The sequence below is a fragment of the Cronobacter sp. HA18003 genome (assembly GCF_011605905.1).
GTDB classification, from domain to species: domain Bacteria; phylum Pseudomonadota; class Gammaproteobacteria; order Enterobacterales; family Enterobacteriaceae; genus Cronobacter; species Cronobacter sakazakii.
The window spans coordinates 769796-787665 of the sequence record NZ_JAANQO010000011.1 but is presented as its reverse complement, the minus strand read 5'-3'; the positions used below and the strand labels follow the sequence as shown (position 1 = coordinate 787665).

17 protein-coding genes are annotated in these 17870 nt (G+C 59.7%); 6 read left to right on the top strand and 11 right to left on the bottom strand.

Features of this window, described 5'->3' with window-relative positions:
- Window positions 1–74 precede the first annotated feature (74 nt).
- Entirely contained in the window at window positions 75–668 is a 594-nt protein-coding gene (tehB, locus tag G6041_RS04780; RefSeq protein ID WP_012124688.1) for a tellurite resistance methyltransferase TehB, read from the bottom strand.
- A 147-nt stretch (window positions 669–815) separates the two neighbouring features.
- Here tehB and ydcK point away from each other — a divergent pair, with 147 nt between their 5' ends.
- A complete protein-coding gene (gene ydcK, locus G6041_RS04775; protein WP_012124686.1) occupies window positions 816–1796 on the top strand; it encodes a YdcK family protein in 981 nt (326 codons plus the stop codon).
- Here ydcK and rimL read toward each other — a convergent pair.
- The 4 genes from rimL to hglS all read right to left on the bottom strand — a co-directional run bounded on the left by rimL (window position 1793) and on the right by hglS (window position 7624).
- Window positions 1793–2353, bottom strand: a complete 561-nt coding sequence (gene rimL / locus G6041_RS04770; RefSeq protein WP_012124685.1) for a 50S ribosomal protein L7/L12-serine acetyltransferase — start codon at window positions 2351–2353, stop codon at window positions 1793–1795. The genes ydcK and rimL overlap by 4 nt on opposite strands.
- A gap of 153 nt (window positions 2354–2506) precedes the next feature.
- Window positions 2507–4162 (bottom strand): glucan biosynthesis protein D, encoded by a 1656-nt coding sequence (locus tag G6041_RS04765; protein WP_012124684.1) that lies wholly within the window; start codon window positions 4160–4162, stop codon window positions 2507–2509.
- 562 nt (window positions 4163–4724) lie between these two features.
- Window positions 4725–6236 carry a carboxylesterase/lipase family protein gene (locus G6041_RS04760; protein ID WP_054628780.1) on the bottom strand — a complete coding sequence of 504 codons (1512 nt, stop codon included), beginning with the start codon at window positions 6234–6236 and terminating at the stop codon, window positions 4725–4727.
- 44 nt (window positions 6237–6280) lie between these two features.
- Window positions 6281–7624: a 2-oxoadipate dioxygenase/decarboxylase HglS gene (gene hglS, locus G6041_RS04755; protein ID WP_012124682.1), complete on the bottom strand. Its 1344-nt coding sequence runs from the start codon at window positions 7622–7624 to the stop codon at window positions 6281–6283.
- Between the two features lie 15 nt (window positions 7625–7639).
- Between hglS and G6041_RS04750 the strand changes: the two genes are divergently transcribed.
- The 3 genes from G6041_RS04750 (at window position 7640) to G6041_RS04740 (ending at window position 10088) form a co-directional block, all read left to right on the top strand.
- Window positions 7640–7969: a hypothetical protein gene (locus G6041_RS04750; RefSeq protein ID WP_012124681.1), complete on the top strand. Its 330-nt coding sequence runs from the start codon at window positions 7640–7642 to the stop codon at window positions 7967–7969.
- 8 nt (window positions 7970–7977) lie between these two features.
- Window positions 7978–8907 (top strand): LysR substrate-binding domain-containing protein, encoded by a 930-nt coding sequence (locus tag G6041_RS04745; protein ID WP_012124680.1) that lies wholly within the window; start codon window positions 7978–7980, stop codon window positions 8905–8907.
- Window positions 8908–9020: 113 nt separating this feature from the next.
- Window positions 9021–10088, top strand: coding sequence for an alkene reductase (locus G6041_RS04740; RefSeq protein ID WP_012124679.1), 1068 nt, complete (start codon window positions 9021–9023; stop codon window positions 10086–10088).
- Between the two features lie 120 nt (window positions 10089–10208).
- On the opposite strand, the gene G6041_RS04735 is transcribed toward G6041_RS04740, so the two are convergent.
- From G6041_RS04735 to G6041_RS04720, 4 genes are all read right to left on the bottom strand, one after another.
- Complete coding sequence (locus tag G6041_RS04735) at window positions 10209–10709, bottom strand: YciE/YciF ferroxidase family protein (protein WP_004385277.1); 501 nt, start codon at window positions 10707–10709, stop codon at window positions 10209–10211.
- Between the two features lie 193 nt (window positions 10710–10902).
- Window positions 10903–12600, bottom strand: coding sequence for a methyl-accepting chemotaxis protein (locus G6041_RS04730; RefSeq protein WP_012124678.1), 1698 nt, complete (start codon window positions 12598–12600; stop codon window positions 10903–10905).
- Window positions 12601–12763: 163 nt separating this feature from the next.
- Complete coding sequence (locus G6041_RS04725) at window positions 12764–13882, bottom strand: S-(hydroxymethyl)glutathione dehydrogenase/class III alcohol dehydrogenase (RefSeq protein WP_007901873.1); 1119 nt, start codon at window positions 13880–13882, stop codon at window positions 12764–12766.
- 31 nt (window positions 13883–13913) lie between these two features.
- On the bottom strand, window positions 13914–14189 hold the full coding sequence (locus tag G6041_RS04720; RefSeq protein WP_032989469.1) for a metal/formaldehyde-sensitive transcriptional repressor: 276 nt from the start codon (window positions 14187–14189) through the stop codon (window positions 13914–13916).
- Window positions 14190–14448: 259 nt separating this feature from the next.
- Between G6041_RS04720 and G6041_RS04715 the strand changes: the two genes are divergently transcribed.
- Entirely contained in the window at window positions 14449–14808 is a 360-nt protein-coding gene (locus G6041_RS04715; RefSeq protein ID WP_012124676.1) for a hypothetical protein, read from the top strand.
- A 21-nt stretch (window positions 14809–14829) separates the two neighbouring features.
- Here the strand turns inward: G6041_RS04715 and G6041_RS04710 are convergent, their stop codons facing one another.
- Both G6041_RS04710 and cybB read right to left on the bottom strand, forming a co-directional pair.
- Entirely contained in the window at window positions 14830–16155 is a 1326-nt protein-coding gene (locus G6041_RS04710; protein WP_012124675.1) for an MFS transporter, read from the bottom strand.
- 163 nt (window positions 16156–16318) lie between these two features.
- A complete protein-coding gene (gene cybB, locus G6041_RS04705) occupies window positions 16319–16849 on the bottom strand; it encodes a cytochrome b561 (protein WP_004388361.1) in 531 nt (176 codons plus the stop codon).
- 100 nt (window positions 16850–16949) lie between these two features.
- On the opposite strand from cybB, the gene G6041_RS04700 reads away from it, so the two are divergent.
- Window positions 16950–17870 carry an alpha/beta hydrolase gene (locus G6041_RS04700; protein ID WP_041460707.1) on the top strand — a complete coding sequence of 307 codons (921 nt, stop codon included), beginning with the start codon at window positions 16950–16952 and terminating at the stop codon, window positions 17868–17870.

Here is a 17870-nt window from a genome sequence, read left to right as displayed (position 1 = left end):
AATAAAAATATATAAAAATCTTTATTTCATTAATGCGGAACCGCGCTACCGGCGGTTCCGTAAAAAATCTCACATTAACGTTTTTTCGCGAGCATCGTCGCAAAACGTAAGCGAATGCGGTTGCCGCTGGCGTCGGTTTTATGAAGCTGGCCGACATCTTCATTGTATTTAATTAACTCCCAGCCTTCGTAATAACGGCGCAGTTCCCCTTCGCGAAACGCGAACGGGAAACCGACGGTGCACGGATAATCGTCAGTATCCATCGCCGCGACAATCAGGTTATAACCGCCCGGCGCGGTGCAGCGCAGCATATTATCGATAAGCCCGGGAATGGTGTCGCGCTCAAGAAACATCATCACCACGGTGGAGAGAATAAAGTCATACTCCCCGTCAAAACGCAGCGTATTTAAATCTTTCACCGCGATATGCAAATGATTAAGCCCTTCCGCCGCCGCGATGCGCTCAAGGTTGGCGATACTCGCCGGGTTTTTATCCCACGCGGTGACGTCAAACCCACGGGCGGCGAGAAAGAGGCTGTTGCGCCCGTTGCCGCAGCCGAGATCCAGCGCGCGGCCCGGTTCGACATAATTCACGGCGTTTACGACATCAGAGTGCGTGGCCGTCAGGCCATATTTTTCAGTGAAATAGTTTTCATCACGAACGGTCATGGGGGTTCCTTAAACGCTTTCTGCCGGCGATGCGGCAAAGATATATTTTGCATGCATTTTATAAAACTTCCCCGGTAAACGCTATCGCCTTCCCGGCGCGTAAAAATTTGCTACGGTTAATGGGGAGTCTCTGGCAAGGAAATTCTGATGAATAAATATCAGCTCAGCGAAGCCACGCGCGTCTTTCGCTATACCCGCCACGGCGAGCCCTGCACCGTCACGCTGCGCCAGCTTATCGCGCGGTGCGATTTCGCCGATGTCAGCGCCGGAACGCCCGGCGGCTGGGTGGAGAGCGAGGAGAACCTCAGCCAGCAGGGCTCTTGCTGGGTCTATGACCACAACAGCGTGGTGTTTGCGGGCGCGAAAGTTCGCGGCAATGCGCGCTTAAGCCAGACCTGCGTTGTTCATCATGACGCGGTCATTGGCGACGATGCCTGGATTGACGCCGCCGAAATCAGCGACGGCGCGCACGTCAGCGGCCGCGCCATGGTGCAGTGCTCGGTGGTGCGCGGCGAGTGTCATATTTTCGGTGACGCGCGGGTGATGCAAAACAGCCTGGTGGTCGGTGCGAAAGGTTTAACGGCAGACAGCGACAGCGCGCTACATATTTACGGTAACGCCACAGTCAGCGCCTCGCGGGTGGTGCATCAGGCCCAGATTTACGGCCACGCGCTGGTGACGCACGCGTTTATCGAGCATCGCGCGCAGGTGTTTGAAAACGCGATCCTCGAAGGCAACGATGAGAACGACGTCTGGGTCTGCGACTGCGCGAAAATCCACGGCAACGCCCGGCTGGTGGCGGGCACGGAGGAGAACGCCTCGCCAACGGTGCGCTACAGCTCAGAAGTGTCAGGCCACGCGGTGATTGAAGGCAACTGTCTGCTGGGGCATCACGTGCGGGTCGATGAATACGCGGTCATCACGGGCGGCCCGGTGCGGCTCGATAATCACGTGACCATCACCGGACGCGCGCGTATCCGCGGCGACGTTATCGTCGAAGACAGCGTGACGGTAAACGATGATGTCACGATCGACGCGCCGCCCGGCGAAAGCATTCGGCTGTGCGGCTTTAAAACGCTGGGCGGCGACGAACATATTCAGCGCACGCCGCTGCCGGGGCTCGTTTAAGCGTCCGCGTCGATTATACGCGCGTAGATATGCTGATCGTGAAACTCGCCGTTCAGGTATTCAGCCTCTTTTAAACGCCCTTCCAGCGTAAAGCCATTGCGCTGCGCCACGCGGTTGCTCGCCGCGTTGGTGACGATACATTTAATGACAAACCGTCGTACTTCGCCCGTTTGCGCGTAATGCGCCATCATCGTTTGCAGCGCGCCAGAAATAATCCCCCGCCCCTGATGCTGCTCATCCAGCCAGTAGCCGATATAGGCTGTTTTGTTGGTCGGCTCTATCTGGTTAAACGACAGCACGCCCACCATCTCGCCATCCAGCAAAATCATAAACATTTTCGCGTAGCCGCGCTGGTGCAGCATGGCGTTGCTCTGAATGGTCTGGCGCGTGTCTTCGATTTTGGTGACGTACTGCGGCCAGTTCATCGCTTTTTGCAGCCAGACTTTATTGCGCTGTACCAGTGCGAACAGCGGCTCTGCGAACCGTTCATGAACGGCATGCAGCGCAAGATGTTCGTTAACGATAAGTATCTCGTCCTGAGAGGCGGCATTTGGCAAGGGAATCTCCTTCTGATGAGTAAACCTCTACAGTTATCATAGCGGGCGATGTAAAAACACTGCCTGAATCGGCGGGCTTAACCGATTTGCCGCGGTTTTCAACACTTTAGAGCAAAAAAAAGCCCCGTCGAAACGGGGCTTGTGGAGAGCAGCTTAGCGCATCTGCCGGTCATCGACATATTTGCGTTTATCCGGCGCGGGCGGGAAATATTGCCACAGCCAGGTTTCGCTGATGGCCTCGCCCTGGCAGCGCAGGAACATGCGCATTTCCACCGGATCGACGGAGTCCGACGTCGGGTACCAGTCGAACTGGATGCGGTAGCCGTCAAACGGCTCGACGTAGAGGATCTCCACCTGTTTCGCCTCGCCGCTGGAGAGCGTGATCACAGGCTCGATGCCGCGCGGCGCGGCGCCTTTGAGATCGCCGCCCACAAAATCCACGGCGACGCGGCGCGACCACTGCGTCGGGAAGTTTTCGCCCGGTGCCCAGCCTTCCGGGAAGCTGCCCATCCCGGTGCGGGTGGCGTAAACGCGCGCCAGCGGCGTGCGTACCGGCGCGTCGCCGCTCCAGTAGAGGCGATACTGGAAGTTAAGCTTATCCCCGGCGCGGATCGGTTTTTCCGGCTGCCAGAAGCAAACAATGTTATCGAGCGTTTCGCCGGTGGTCGGGATTTCCATCAGCGCAACGGTGCCTTTGCCCCAGCGGTTGCGCGGCTCCACCCACAGGCTCGGGCGCTTGTTATACCAGCCCATCACATCCTGATAGCTCTCGAATTTATGATCGGTCTGCAACAGGCCAAACCCTTTCGGGTTTTCATCCGAGAAGGCGTTGAATTGCAGGCGTTGCGGGTTATTGAGCGGGCGGCACACCCACTCGCCGTTGCCGCGCCACATCGCCAGACGGTCGGAGTCGTGGATTTGCGGGTGAATGGTGTCGCACATGCGGCGCTCATTGGTGCCGCAGCTGAACATACTGGTCATCGGCGCGATGCCGAGCTGTTTGATGTCTTTGCGCGCGAACAGGAAGTTTTCCACTTCCATAATCACCTGGCTTGATTCGCAGTGGATGATGAACTTATACGCGCCGGTCACGCTCGGGCTGTCCAGCAGCGCATAGGCGACAAACGTAGTGTCCTGCGCTTTCGGCGTTTCAAACCAGAAGGCGGTGAAATCCGGGAACTCTTCCGGCGTGTCGGTAAAGGTGTCGACCGCCAGCCCACGCGCCGACAGCCCGTACTGGAAGGTGCTGTCTACCGCGCGGAAATAGCTCGCGCCAAGGAAGGAGACGATATCGCGACGCGCCAGCTCCGGCGCTTTAAACGCACGAAAACCAGCGAAGCCGAGATCGGTCTGCCCTTCCAGCTGGCGGGTATCGACGCCCGCGTCGTGGTAGTTAAAGAGTTCAGGGCGGAAATGCACTTCGCGGGCCTGGCGGGTCGCCGGATCGAGCGAGAACATCCGCACCCGGCGGCGAAAGCCCATGCCGACGTGGAAGAACTGCACGTCAAGCTGGCGGCCCTCGATGTTATTCCACAGCGAATGCCCGGCGTCATACTGAATACTGTTATAGGCCTGCGGGGTGAGCTTTGCGAGCGTATCGGGCAGCGGTCGCGGCGCGCCGCCCCACGGTTTTTGCGCAAGCTCAGAGGCCATAGCCTGTAACACGCTGAAATCAAAAGCGCGCGTCTGGCCGTCCGCGATATCGGACTCCTGCGCCCAGGCGTTGCGGGAGAAAAGCGTGGCGAGACCTGGAGTGCCGCATGCCGCGGCGAGGGCCAACGAGGCCTTGATAAAACGTCTGCGGTTCATGCCTGAAAACCGTCCTTTTTTGTCGAGGTATTTCGCGAGGCCGAAGCCTGGCGGCGGCAAATGTTACAAGCAATATGACCGCTCACTCTAGACAAAATTCAGGATGAAGCCAACAGGCCGCTGAAAAATTAAATAATTTCTTATTTTTCAGCTTAATAGATGCATAAAGCTGGGTAAATTTATGTCAGGCGTGGCGGTTCTGGTAGTCGTAAAATCAACGGGTTATTTTATGCGCACCCGCAAAAGCCGCGCGGCGCGGCGGGTTTCGGAGGGATTCGCGGGAACCATCACAAAAAACGATGACCTGCCATCTTGCCAGCCGCACCGGGACAGGATAGTTTCTGCCACGCAGAGACTGGCGGCGTCGCGCCGTTCAGGCCCCTGTATATGCCTATAATATTCCTCCCTGTGGGAGGGGCCGACACCAGCACGATACAAAACCGTCGGCCAACACCATAATTTTAATGATGATAGCTCACGGTGGCCCGGCTTCGCCGGGTTCTCTTTCGGGAAACACCACTATGGCCCCACGCCCCCGCGCGGGGTTTTGTTTTTTAAGCCCTTAATCCAGCGTCACGTGGTAGCGCATCACCCGCTTAAAGAGCGCGAGACGCGCGCGCATAAAGCGGTTTTCCAGCCGCCACCCCGCCTTTTTATCAAGCCCGATACGCAGCAGGCGGTCGCGACCGCGCACGCAGGCGAGCCAGCGCACCGGGCCGTCGAGCGCCTGGCTTTGCGCGCTGGCGTGTTTTGCAAAGCTGGCCCAGTAATCCGCCACTTGCCCGGCGAAAGCGCGATCCGCCGCCGTGGCGTAGTTTTTAAGCGGCTCTACCTGGTCCAGATTATCAAACACGTAGGGCACTTCATTGCCGTGCCACGCGCCGTTGGCGAACGTCTCGCGCTCGCCTTCGGCCACATAATCAAACCAGTAGCGCCAGCACGGCACGCCGCGTCGGCTCTGCGCCTGCATCACCACAAAGCCGAGCGTGGTAAACGCCATATCGCGACAGACCTGTCGCCCCAGTTCGCGGTCGCCGCGAACGCCCGGGTACAGCAGCCGGATAAGCCCGAGCCCGAAACGCCGCTCGCGGCGCAGCTTGCGGATCTGTTCTTCCAGATTGACGCCGAAATAGGCCAGCACGCTGGCTTCATCGCTGTTGCTGCCAACCATTACCGGCATCGGATGCTGGCGCGCCGCGAAGAAGGTCTCCAGCATCGGCTCCGGCAGTACGATATCGCCCGCAATCGGCGCAGGCCCGGTGACATACGGCGCGCTGAGCGGCCAGAAGGCTTCGGCGGGCAGCGCGCGCAAATCGGCGGCTGTGGGGTTATCAAGCCCGAGATGGCGGCTGAGCGCCGCGCCATTAATGAGCGCTTTACGGCGCGGGATATCCGGCAGCGTATAGCCGCTCTGAATGATCGCTTTATGGAACAGCCCTTTCGCAAGCGGTGAGGCCATCAGCGACAGCACGCTGCGCGCGCCTGCGGATTCCCCGAATAGCGTGACGTTGTCACGGTCTCCGCCAAAAGCAGCGATGTTATCCTGCACCCAGCGCAGCGCGGCGATTTGATCGAGCAGCGCAAAGTTATAAACCGGCCCGGCAGGATCGTCGCCTTCGAGCGCCGGATGGGCGAAAAACCCAAGATGCCCGAGCCGGTAATTAATCGTTACCAGCACCACGCCGCGACGCGCGAGCGCCTGGCCGTCATACGGCGGCAGACTGCCCGCGCCAAGCGTGAAGCCGCCGCCGTGCAGCCAGACCATCACCGGCAGCGGCCTCTCACGCGCCACCGGTGCCCAGACGTTGAGATAAAGACAATCTTCGCTGAACGCGCCCGGATCGCCCCCGGCAAGCTCGCGGCAAAACCCGGCGTTCTGCCAGCTGGCGGCGGAAAAGGCGGTCGCGTCGCGCACGCCCTGCCAGGCGGTTAGCGGCTGCGGCGCGCGCCAGCGGCGCTCTCCCACCGGCGGCGCGGCATACGGAATGCCCCGCCACACGGCGATATCATTTTCAGTAAGCCCACGCACGTCGCCGTGCGTGGTGGTGACAATCGGCATATCCAGGTTGCGCATTACGGCTTCCTTTTTTTAATGGCAATCCTGGGAGCGTAGCCGTTTCAGAGCAGACCGCAACGTCGTTTGCTGCGATCTTCCGCCTCCTGATAGAGCGCAAACTCATCCAGCACTGGGCAGCCGAGCGCCGCTTCAAAGGTGTCGCGGCTGGCGTTGCCGTGGCGGCGCGCCCGCGCATCCTCGCCGAGATTAGACTGGAAAATTCCCGCCGCGCTGACCGGCAGAAAATCTTCATAGATGATCGGCTGCGCCACCAGCCAGCCGCGCTCGATGAGCGTCTGCGGATCGTCGCCGGGGCGAATGGCGTGACGGTGCGTTTCGCCCACCGGCGTCAGGCGGTAGCGGAAATAGGCCAGCCCCTGACGGCGCAGCAGCGTGTCGCTGTCCGGGAAGCGGCTGAACGCCTCCTGCAAATGTAACTGATGCGTGAGGTTATCCTTACCGCTGCCCGCCGCCGCCAGCAGTTCGTCATAAAGCGCGCGACCTTTGGGCGTCAGCGCCATACCGCGCTGTTCGATCTCACCAAAGCGCGCGGTGTGCGTGCCGGGGCTGTCGCCGCCAAAGCGAATCGGCTCTTCCAGCGCTTTAAAACTGGTCTGGCGCAGCAGAATAGGAAATTCGCGGCGCGGCGGGCCTTCAATCACGGCTTTCGGCTCAATGCCATACTCCGGCATCAGCGCCTGCACGCGGTCGATATCCAGCGTGCGCGGCGTCAGGTGGTTGATGTGACAACCGCGAAAGCAGACCACATCGGCAATTAACCGGTGTTCATCATGGAGCGCCTGATAGGTGGCGGCGTCCACCGTCGCATGGCTGTGCCAGCGGAACGTTTCCAGCGCTTCGCGCACAAATTCCTGCGCCTGGTCGGCGTTAAACTCGCCCTGCTCGTCGTAAATGTTCAGCAGCTCATAGCAGCGGCGCGTAAAGATATCGCGCCGGGCGAGCACGGCGGCGGCGCGCTTACGCAGCTTTTCATCTTCGATAAGCTCAAGGCGCAGCAGCGAGGTGAAAATACGAAACGGATTTCGCGCCAGCGCCACGTCATCCACCGGGCGAAACGCCGTGGAGTGCACCGGCACGCCCGCCTGAGAGAGATCGTAATAGCTGACCGGGTACATCCCCATAATGGCGAAAATGCGTCGAAGCGTCGCCAGCTCCTCAGCGGTGCCGACGCGAATCGCGCCGTGGCGCTCGACGTTCAGCCGCGCCAGCTCATCAGCGTTGGCGAGCTGCTCATGCAGCTGCGGGTGGCTTTCCAGTACCGCCAGATTCACGTCGGCCACCAGTTCCAGCAGCGTGCCGTACTGCGGCACTTCTTGCTGATACATGGCCGACATGGCCTGCGAAAAATGTTCCCGAATCTCATCTGCCGTGATGCTGTTCGCCATGGTGTCGTGCCTCCAGTGAATATTGCTGAGATTGTAGAGAATCGCGGCAGTTTCAGCGGTGAAGAATTCACAATTTGTGATCCAAAACGTAACAAGGCATCCGCCGCTGCACGCCAGGCAAAACGCGCGACAAAACAAACGGGAACGGCGGTTTTAACCCGTCCGCCTTGCGCCGTCTGGTTTACCGGCCGTCATATGAAAATCCTCTGGCGATCCGCACGTTACGGTTTGCGCTTTTCACCGGACGATGATGTTGCATATTTATCTGTTTTGTTAATATTATTTTGCTATCAAGTTATCAAAATTAAACAACTTACCTTGTCACGGCTCCCGCTCTGTTTTTAACATCAGCTATGGAAAAAAACGGTTTGTTCTCCCAGCGCATTCGCTTGCGCCACTTGCACACTTTCGTCGCCGTCGCTCAGCAGGGAACCCTCGGGCGTGCGGCTGAAACCCTTAATCTTAGCCAGCCAGCGCTATCAAAAACACTCAACGAGCTGGAGCAACTGACCGGCGCGCGGCTGTTTGAACGTGGACGCCTCGGCGCGCAGCTGACGCTGCCCGGCGAGCAGTTTCTGACGCATGCGCTGAAAATCCTCGATGCTCTCAATCACGCAGGCCAGGCGCTCAACCGCAAGCCGGACGAAGGCTGCGATGTGGTGCGCATCGGCGCGCTGCCGACCGCCGCGCTCGGCGTACTGCCTGCAGTGATTGGCCCGTTTCACAAGCAGCAGAGCGATATCACGCTGCAGGTGGCCATTATGAATAACACCATGCTGCTGGCGGGCCTGAAATCGGGCGAGCTGGATATCGGCGTGGGCCGGATGTCCGATCCGGAACTGATGAACGGGCTGAATTACGAGCTGCTGTTTATGGAATCCCTGAAGCTGGTGGTGCGCCCCGGACACCCGCTGTTACAGGATACCGTCACCCTGAGCCGCGTGATGGAGTGGCCGGTGGTGGTCTCGCCGAAAGGCACCGTGCCGCGCGATAACGCGGAAACGCTGCTGGCAAGCCAGGGCTGCCAGCTTCCCTCCACCTGTATCGAAACGCTCTCGGCGTCGCTCTCGCGCCAGCTCACCGTCGATTACAACTACGTCTGGTTTGTGCCATCGGGCGCGGTTAAAGAAGATTTACGCCAGGGAACGCTGACGGCGCTGCCCATTGCCATTCCCGGCCCCGGCGAGCCTATCGGCATTCTGACGCGCGTCGATGCCCCGCTCTCTCAGGGCGCGCGGGCACTGCTCTCCTCGATTCGTAAATCGATGCTCAACGGCGGCTGAACGCGCGCCGGGGAATACGTTAGCGTGAAAAGTAATAAGCCCCGAGGCTTGCCATCCGGCGCGTGATATCGTTTAAATGACAGACACGCCTTTATCCTGACGGGAGTTCTGTTATGTCAACGCTGTTAGAACCGGTAAACATCGGCGCGCTGGAATTAAAAAACCGCGTCGTGATGGCACCGCTGACGCGCATGCGCGCAGTGAATGACCGCACGCCGGGCGAAATCGTCAAAACGTATTACACACAGCGCGCCAGCGCCGGGCTTATCTTCACCGAAGCCACTTCCGTGACGCCGCAGGGCGTCGGCTACCCGAATACGCCGGGGATCTGGTCGGAAAAACAGGTCAGCGCGTGGCGTGAAATCGTCGATGCGGTGCACCAGGCGGGCGGCAAAATGGTGCTGCAACTCTGGCACGTGGGCCGCGTCTCCGACCCGGTTTTTCTCAACGGTGAGAAGCCCGTCGCCCCGAGCGCTATCGCCCCGGAAGGCCACGTGACGACGGTGCGCCCGAAACGCCCTTACGACACCCCGCGCGCGCTGGAGACCCATGAAATTCCGGGCATCGTGGAAGATTTTCGCCGGGCGGCGATCAACGCCAAACGCGCAGGCTTTGACGGCGTGGAAATTCATGCGGCGAACGGCTATCTGTTCGATCAGTTCCTGCATGACGGCTCCAACCAGCGTACCGATCAATACGGCGGCAGCATTGAAAACCGCGCCCGCTTCCTGCTGGAAACGGTGGACGCGCTGCTGACCGAATGGCCCGCCGACCGCGTCGGAGTGCACCTCAACCTGATGTCTAACTCCTATTCAATGCACGATTCCAACCCGGTGGCGATGTTCGGCTACGTGCTGGAGCAACTGAACGCGCGCCGTCTGGCGTTTATCTTCTCGCGCGAGGCGCTGGATACGCCCAACCGCGTCGGCCCGCAGATCCGCCATAAATTCACCGGCGCGTGGATTGCCAACGAAGGGTTAACCAAAGAGAGCGCCGAGGCGGTGATTGCGAGCGGCGAAGCGGATGCGGCGGCGTTCGGCAAGCTCTATATCGCAAACCCCGATCTGGTGGAGCGGTTTCGCAGAAACGGGCCTTATAACCCGCTTAACGACGCGACCATCTACGCCGAAGGCGCGACCGGCTACACCGACTATCCGTTCCTCGATGACAATACGCAGTAAAAATAAACTTCTCTTCCGGGCGCTGCGGCGCCCTTTTCTTTTTGCGCAGGCATAAAAAACCCCCGGCAAGCCGGGGGTGGGGCGTGCGCGCTTTGAGGGTAAAGCGCAGGTAAGCGGGGGTTACGCCGCTTTGGAGGCTTTCGCGTTAATCGCCGTTTCTGCGATAGTGGTCAGCTTGCCGTCGGTGGATTTCTCCTCCTCAAGCGTGGCTGCCAGCAGTTTTTTCGCGTCTTTGTAGCCCAACTGTTCTGCCAGGGTGCAGAGCGTGCCGTAGGCGGCAATTTCATAGTGCTCCACTTTCTGCGCGGCGGCGATAAGGCCTGCGTCACGCACCGGGCCCTGCTCGATTTCGTCAATCACTTCCTGGCCTTCTTCAATCAGCCCTTCCATCGCCACGCATTTGATGCGGCGCAGTTTGAGCTCAGGCACGCTTTCTACCACCTGATCGATGCGTTCAATCTGGCCCCGGGTTTCCTCGAGGTGAGCGCGGAATGCCGCGGCCAGCTTTTCATCAGAAGCCGCGCGTGCAAGCTTCGGCAGAGCGCGGGTCAGCTGTTTCTCTGCGCTATAGGTGTCTGAAAGTAAATGTACAAAAAGATCCTGAGCGGTTTTGATCTGCATCTCTTGCCTCCATAGGGTTGTCAAAAGTAAAGCCCTTTAAGCATGGACAACGAATGCGGAAATAAGCCAGGCGGCAAACGCGAAAAGTGATACAGCATAATCCGAAAACGGTGCGCAAAAAAAAGCCGCTCACGGGAGCGGCAAAGGTCAGGCTAAGAGTATAAGACGGGCGGACTGCGCCGCCCTTGATGGATCAGAACGTTTCCCAGTGCTCGCTTTGGGCGAGCGCCGCGCGCGGTACAACCGGTGCCAGCGGCTGCGCGGCGGGCGGTTGCGGCTCGTTTTTACGCGCGGCTGAGGCGCCACTTAAGCGGAACGCGCCCACGGCCTGCGTCAGGCGACCGGCCTGCTCTTCAAGTGATACCGCCGCGGCCGATGCCTCTTCCACCAGCGAGGCGTTCTGCTGCGTCACGTTGTCCATTTCGGCGATGGCCTGCGCCACCTGCTCAATGCCCTGGCGCTGTTCATCCGACGCCGCCGCGATCTCCAGCATGATGTCGGTCAGACGTTTCACCGCCTCGACGATGCCTTTCATGGTATCGCCCGCGTTAACCACTTCGCTGGAGCCGCGATCGATGAGCGCCACCGATTCGCTGATGAGTCCTTCAATCTCTTTCGCCGCCTGGGCGCTGCGGCTCGCCAGCGTGCGCACTTCGCTGGCGACGACCGCGAAGCCGCGCCCCTGCTCGCCCGCACGCGCCGCTTCCACCGCGGCGTTAAGCGCGAGGATGTTGGTCTGGAAGGCGATGCTGTTAATCACCGCCGTGATTTCAGAGATTTTCTTCGAGCTGCTGGAGATATTGCCCATCGTGGTGACGACACCGGAGACGATCTGCCCGCCGGTGGTGGCTTTACCGGAGGCGTCCTGCGCCAGTTTGCTGGCGTGGTGGGCGTTATCGGCGTTCTGTTTCACGGTGGCGGTCAGCTGTTCCATGCTGGCGGCAGTCTGCTCAAGCGCGGCGGCCTGCTGCTCGGTGCGTGAAGAGAGATCGGTATTACCCGCTGAGATTTCGCTGGTGCCCTGGTAAATCGCCTGCGCGCCTTCGCGCACGGCGCTGACGGTTTTCACCAGCGATCGCTGCATCATTTGCAGGTGCTGGCTCAGGCGACCGATTTCACTGCGCCCTGTCGCCTCTTCCGGCAGCGTCAGATCGCCGCTGGCGATAGTTTCAATGCGCGTCGCCGCATGTTGCAGCGGAACGATAACCACGCGACGCAGTACCACGAAAGTGAGCAGCGACATCACCAGCGCAACAATAAACGCGGCGACCATTACCATCAGGCTGAAATGCGTGCGGCTGCTGGCGTCGCTGCGCAGTTGCTCAACGCGCGCGGTGCGGCTCGCCAGCGCTTTCGCCAGCACCTGGTTGTAGTCGTCGTCAAGCTTGCGGGCGGTTTCGTTTTCATGTTCGATAATCGCTTCGAACATGCCATTTTTTGCATATTTCAGCATCGGCGCAAGCCCGCTGATGTAGGCGTCGTAACGGGCTTTCAGCTCACTGTCGAGCGCCGCTTCGGCGTCCTCATGCGACGCGCGATCCACATATTGTTTAAAGCCAGCGTTGGCCTGCGCTATCGCTTTTTCCGCATCGGCGATGTTGCGCTTCATCGCGTCCATTTCCGCGACACGGCTGGCCGCACCGGCGTGGATCATGTTGATACGCGCGGTGCGAAGCTGGTTGGCGCTGTCCGCAAGCCCACTGCGGATCTGTATTTCCTGCGTTACGTTGTTGAGCGCGCTGTCGCCCTGCATAAGGAAGTATCCAGCCAGCCCGCCGCAAAGCGCGAACAACACCAGAATCCCTCCCAGGATGACGGAGAACAGCGGGACAAGCCGAATGTGATGCCAGAAGCTGAGCGCCCCGGCATCACGGGTTGTTGTTTTATTCATGGCCACGATTTCCCTTTGGGTAAGATGCAATATAGAGTCTTGCCTTTAGGACATCGGCAGAATGGCGTAAACGCTTACCCTTAAAAGCGATACCTGGCTCACAGATTCGAAAAGAGGGGCTAAATGAAAAGGCCAGCAGTCGCTAAACCGCTGGCAGATAAGGTTATTTGTCGCCGAAGTGGATAACGGTACGAATCGATTTGCCTTCGTGCATCAGGTCAAACGCCTCGTTGATTTTCTCAAGCGGCAGGCGGTGGGTGATGAAAGGATCGAGGCGAATCTTGCCCGCCATCGCGTCTTCCACCATGCCCGGCAGCTGGGTGCGCCCTTTCACGCCACCGAACGCCGAACCGCGCCAGACGCGGCCTGTCACCAGCTGGAACGGACGCGTTTTGATCTCCTGACCTGCACCCGCCACGCCGATGATAACGCTTTCACCCCAGCCTTTATGGCAGCATTCCAGCGCCGCGCGCATCACATTGACGTTGCCGATGCACTCGAAGCTGAAATCGACGCCGCCGTCGGTCATCTCAACGATAACGTCCTGAATCGGCTTGTCGTAATCTTTCGGGTTAACGAAATCGGTGGCACCCATTTCACCCGCCAGCTTGAATTTCTCCGGGTTGGTGTCGATGGCCAGAATGCGCCCGGCCTTCGCCTGTACCGCGCCCTGAATGACCGCGAGGCCAATACCGCCGAGGCCGAACACGGCAACGGTATCGCCCTCTTTTACTTTAGCGGTGTTATGCACCGCGCCGATGCCGGTGGTGACGCCGCAGCCCAGCAGGCAGACTTTATCGAGCGGCGCCTGCGGGTTCACTTTCGCCAGTGAAATCTCCGCGCAGACGGTGTATTCGCTGAAGGTGCTGGTGCCCATGTAGTGATAAACCGGCTCGCCGTTGTAAGAGAAACGGGTGGTGCCATCCGGCATCAGGCCTTTGCCCTGGGTGGCGCGCACGGCCTGGCAAAGGTTGGTTTTACCGGATTTACAGAATTTACACTCGCCGCATTCGGCGGTATAGAGCGGGATCACATGGTCGCCCGGCTTCAGGCTGGTAACGCCCTCGCCCACTTCCACGACCACGCCGCCGCCTTCATGACCGAGCACCGCCGGGAAGACGCCTTCCGGATCGTCGCCGGAGAGCGTGAACGCATCGGTGTGGCACACGCCGGTGTGGGTAATTTTGACCAGCACTTCGCCCTTTTTCGGCGGCGCGACGTCAATCTCAACGATTTCCAGCGGTTTGCCAGGGCCAAATGCGACTGCTGCACGTGATTTCATAATGTCCTTCCGTTGTAGTGAGTCGTCGTAGTTATTTTAGATAAGCGCGCAAAAGCTGGCCGATTTCCGCCATCCGCTGCGCGCGCTGCTCCGGTGTGGTCTCACCGCTGACCAGCTCATCTTTTAAGTGAATTTCCACCATCTCGCCCATCAGGCCGTTGGCGGCGCCGCGCACGGCGGCGATTTGCTGGAGGATATGGAGACAGGGTTCGCCCGCCTCCAGCGCGCGCTCCAGCGCCTCCGCCTGCCCGCGAATGCGGCGCACGCGGGTCAGAATGCGTTTTTTATCTTCAGGAGAATGCGGCATGGTTTTCGCCTCATGGATACTATAGGGGGGTATGGTATAGAAGCGCTTCCGCCTCTGCAAACGATCATTTTCAGGCGGTGCGTTTTTGCGGGAAGGGAAACGAGGCAGAAGCACAACAGCGTAACGACATAGCCGGTGCGCAGTAAATCATTCACCAGTTGTATATATAGCCCTCAACCAAACTAACAGCATGATATATCTCAATACCGACGACTTCGCAGGATGACATAACTGCCGCCCTGTAGAGGACAGGAGTGGTATGAAAAAATTATTGTTAGTGGCTTTACTCGCGATCTTCCCCCCATCCGTTTACCCCTTCGCGTTTGACAACAGTGTGCTGATGCTGCGCTGCCCCGGCAGGGAGACCATTGAAGAGATACTGCACCGCTATGAACATACGCAGGAGGCGTGGGGCCGCGATCATTTTGAAACGGGCGGCGGACGCACGCAGCGGGGAAGTTTAGTGATTTTCCCGTTCGCGAATCTGGACAGCATGGTGTATGACCAGATGACGCAGTCTTTCGGCTTCTGGTATCAGCGTGAAGCGAGATTCGTCCACTGCCAGCTTTTGAGCCTGCGCAACGCCTGGCCGGTGGATCTCCCGGTGTTTCGGGAATAAACCCGGCCAAAGCGTGGAGGTTTAGCGCCGCAGCGGCAGACCGGCGGTTTCGCGAGCGCGCATCACGGTAATAAAGGTGATCAGCGCCGCGCCCATGACATAAAACGCGGGTGAGAAAAGATTACCGGTGGAAGCGATGAGAAACGCCGAGAACCACGGCGTGATGCCGCCGAAAAAGGCCACCGACAGGTTATAGGCGACCGACAGCCCGCCATAGCGCACGCTGGTCGGGAATAGTTCGGCCATCGCTGCGCTGCACGCGCCGTCAAAAGCGGCGATACACGCCCCTAGCAGCAGCATCGCGAGCACCGCGGAGAGCATATCGCCGTTCGCCATCACCATCAGCGCCGGGTAGGTAAAGAGAATAAATCCGCCGCAGCCTGCGAGCATCAGGGGCCGGCGTCCATAGCGGTCGGAGAGCCAGCCCATAAACGGCACCAGCACCGCGATGCCGAACAGTCCGATGGTCGTGATGGCGTAAGCGTCGAGCTTGCTGAAGTGCATCTGCGTTATCAGGTAGCCCGGCATAAAGGTTTGCAGCATCCAGTGGCCGACCGCTTTGATAACCACAAACCCGACGCAGAACAGCAGCGCGCCGCGGGCGCTTTTAAGCGTACTGCGCAGCGGCGCGGCCTTTGTGGTGCCCGCTTTCGCCGCCGCCTGGAATTCCGGCGTGTCTTCAAGGTGCGTTCGCAGGTAAAGCCCTACCCAGCCGAGCGGCCCGGCGATCAAAAACGGAATGCGCCAGCCCCAGTCGTTCATCGCGGTTTCGCCAAGACTGGCGGTCAGTAAAAATACCAGCCCGGAGCCCGCCACAAACGCCATAAAACCGAAGTTATCGATCCAGCAGGTGAAGTACCCGCGTTTATCCACCGGCGCGTACTCCGCGAGAAACGTGGTCGCGCCGGATGTTTCGCCACCCGCCGCAAAGCCCTGCACCAGGCGAGTCAGCACCAGCAGCGCGGGCGCCAGCAGGCCAATCTGATGGTACGTGGGGAGCAGCCCCATAATGAAAGTGGCACCGGAAGTGAGCAGAATGACCGTCGCCAGTACGCGCTTGCGGCCAACGCGGTCGCCAAGCGAGCCGAAATAGAGCCCGCCGAGCGGGCGCATGATAAACCCCGCGCCGAACACCGCGAAGGACGAGAGCAGCGCCGCCGCCGGGTCGCCGGTCTGGAAAAACTGCATCCCGATAATGGCCGCCAGCGTGCCGTAAAGCCCAAAATCGAACCACTCGACAAAATGCCCCACGCCCGTCGCCAGCAGCACCTTTCGCAGTTTACGCGCCAGTTGCGCCTGTTCGTCCACTTCCACTCCTGTCGCTTCACGTTGCACTGACTGCGTCATGCTGACTCTCCCGGCTGGTGCGCTGATAGGGCGCAAGTGTTTCTATAATAGATATAGATCTATAAGCCGCCGTGACCAGACCGCCCATGTCGCACCGTTCAAAATGTGAGCTAAGCCACGCAGCCCGGCATAAAAAGCCACCCGGATCACACTTCGGCGCGCGCTAATCGCGCTTGCCCGGCATCATGCGCAGCAGCGTGTTGTCTTTCCAGAAGTAGTGATGCGCCAGCGCCGCCGCGGCATGAAGCCCTATGACAAAGTAGCTGAGATTCGCGATAAACGCGTGAATGGCGCGCAACTGCATTTCGAGATCTTCATCCGGCTCGGCGGCCACCGGCATGCTGATGCCAAACGCAAACCACGGGCTGCCGCCATAATATTTGGCAACGATCCCGAGCAGCGGCAGGCCGATAAACATCAGGTAGATGACCAGATGCACCAGATGGGAAAGCCCGATATACATCGCCCGCGGTTTCGGCACGATGGGCGGCGCGGGATATTTAATGCGCACCAGCAGGCGTGTGACCATCAGCACCAGAATCGCGATGCCGCAGCTAAAGTGCGTCCAGATAAAGAGCCGCCCGACAGGACGCGGCACCAGCCCACGCAGCTCCATCGCCGCATAAGCCATAACCACCAGAACAAACACCAGCCAGTGAAGCGTGATTTGCAATGACGTGTATTTACTGCGCATAAGACTATCCTGATTAAACGCAACGAAAACACCAGGATAACGGCTGAAGATTAAATATTCATTAGTTTTCATGCCGCCACCGCATATTAAAGGAGAGCGTATGAATGCCCACGAGGTTCTGTTAACCCGTATGCGCGAAGCGGTCGCGCGCAGCCACGAAATATCCGTCTGGCCACAGGGCGACGCGCCGGGCGCGCGCCAGAGCCGGGCGGTGTTCACCCTTGAGGAACGCCTGACCGGCGACAGCGAGCTTGACCGTTCCGTCACCGGCGTGTGCGCACCGCGTATTGTGGTTTACGCGCCGGAACATCCCAACGGCACCGGCATTCTGGTGACGCCCGGCGGTTCGTACCGTCGCGTGGTGCTCGACAAAGAAGGCAGCGCCCTGGCACCCGCCTTTAACGACCGCGGCTATACGCTGTTTGTGATGACCTATCGCCTGCCCGCCGACGGCCACGCCGAAGGTGCCGACGCTCCGCTCGCCGATCTCCAGCGCGCCATGCGGCTTATCCGCGCCCGGGCGTCACGCTGGCAACTCGACCCGGATAAACTCGGCGTGCTGGGCTTTTCCGCAGGCGGTCATGCTGCCGCAAGCCTCGGCACACGCTGGAACGACGCGGTCTACGCGCCGCTGGATGAAACCGACGCGTTCAGCGCCCGCCCGGCGTTTATGGGGCTGGTCTATCCGGTGATGACGATGGAGGAGCCGGTGGCGCACCCCGGCTCGCGAGAAGCGCTTATCGGCACACAGCCCGATGACCACGCCATCCACCGCTATTCGCCGGAAAAAGCGATCACCCGCAACACCCCGCCCGCGTTTTTACTGCACGCGGTGGATGACCCGGCGGTGAAAGTGGAAAACAGCCTGCTGATGTTTAACGCGCTACACGCGCAGGGCGTGCCGGTGGAGATGCATCTTTTTGAACAGGGGCAACACGGGTTTGGCATTCGCGATGCCCTGGGGCTGCCCGCGCACCTCTGGCCAGCGCTGCTGATGAACTGGATTGAAAGCAAGCTCTGA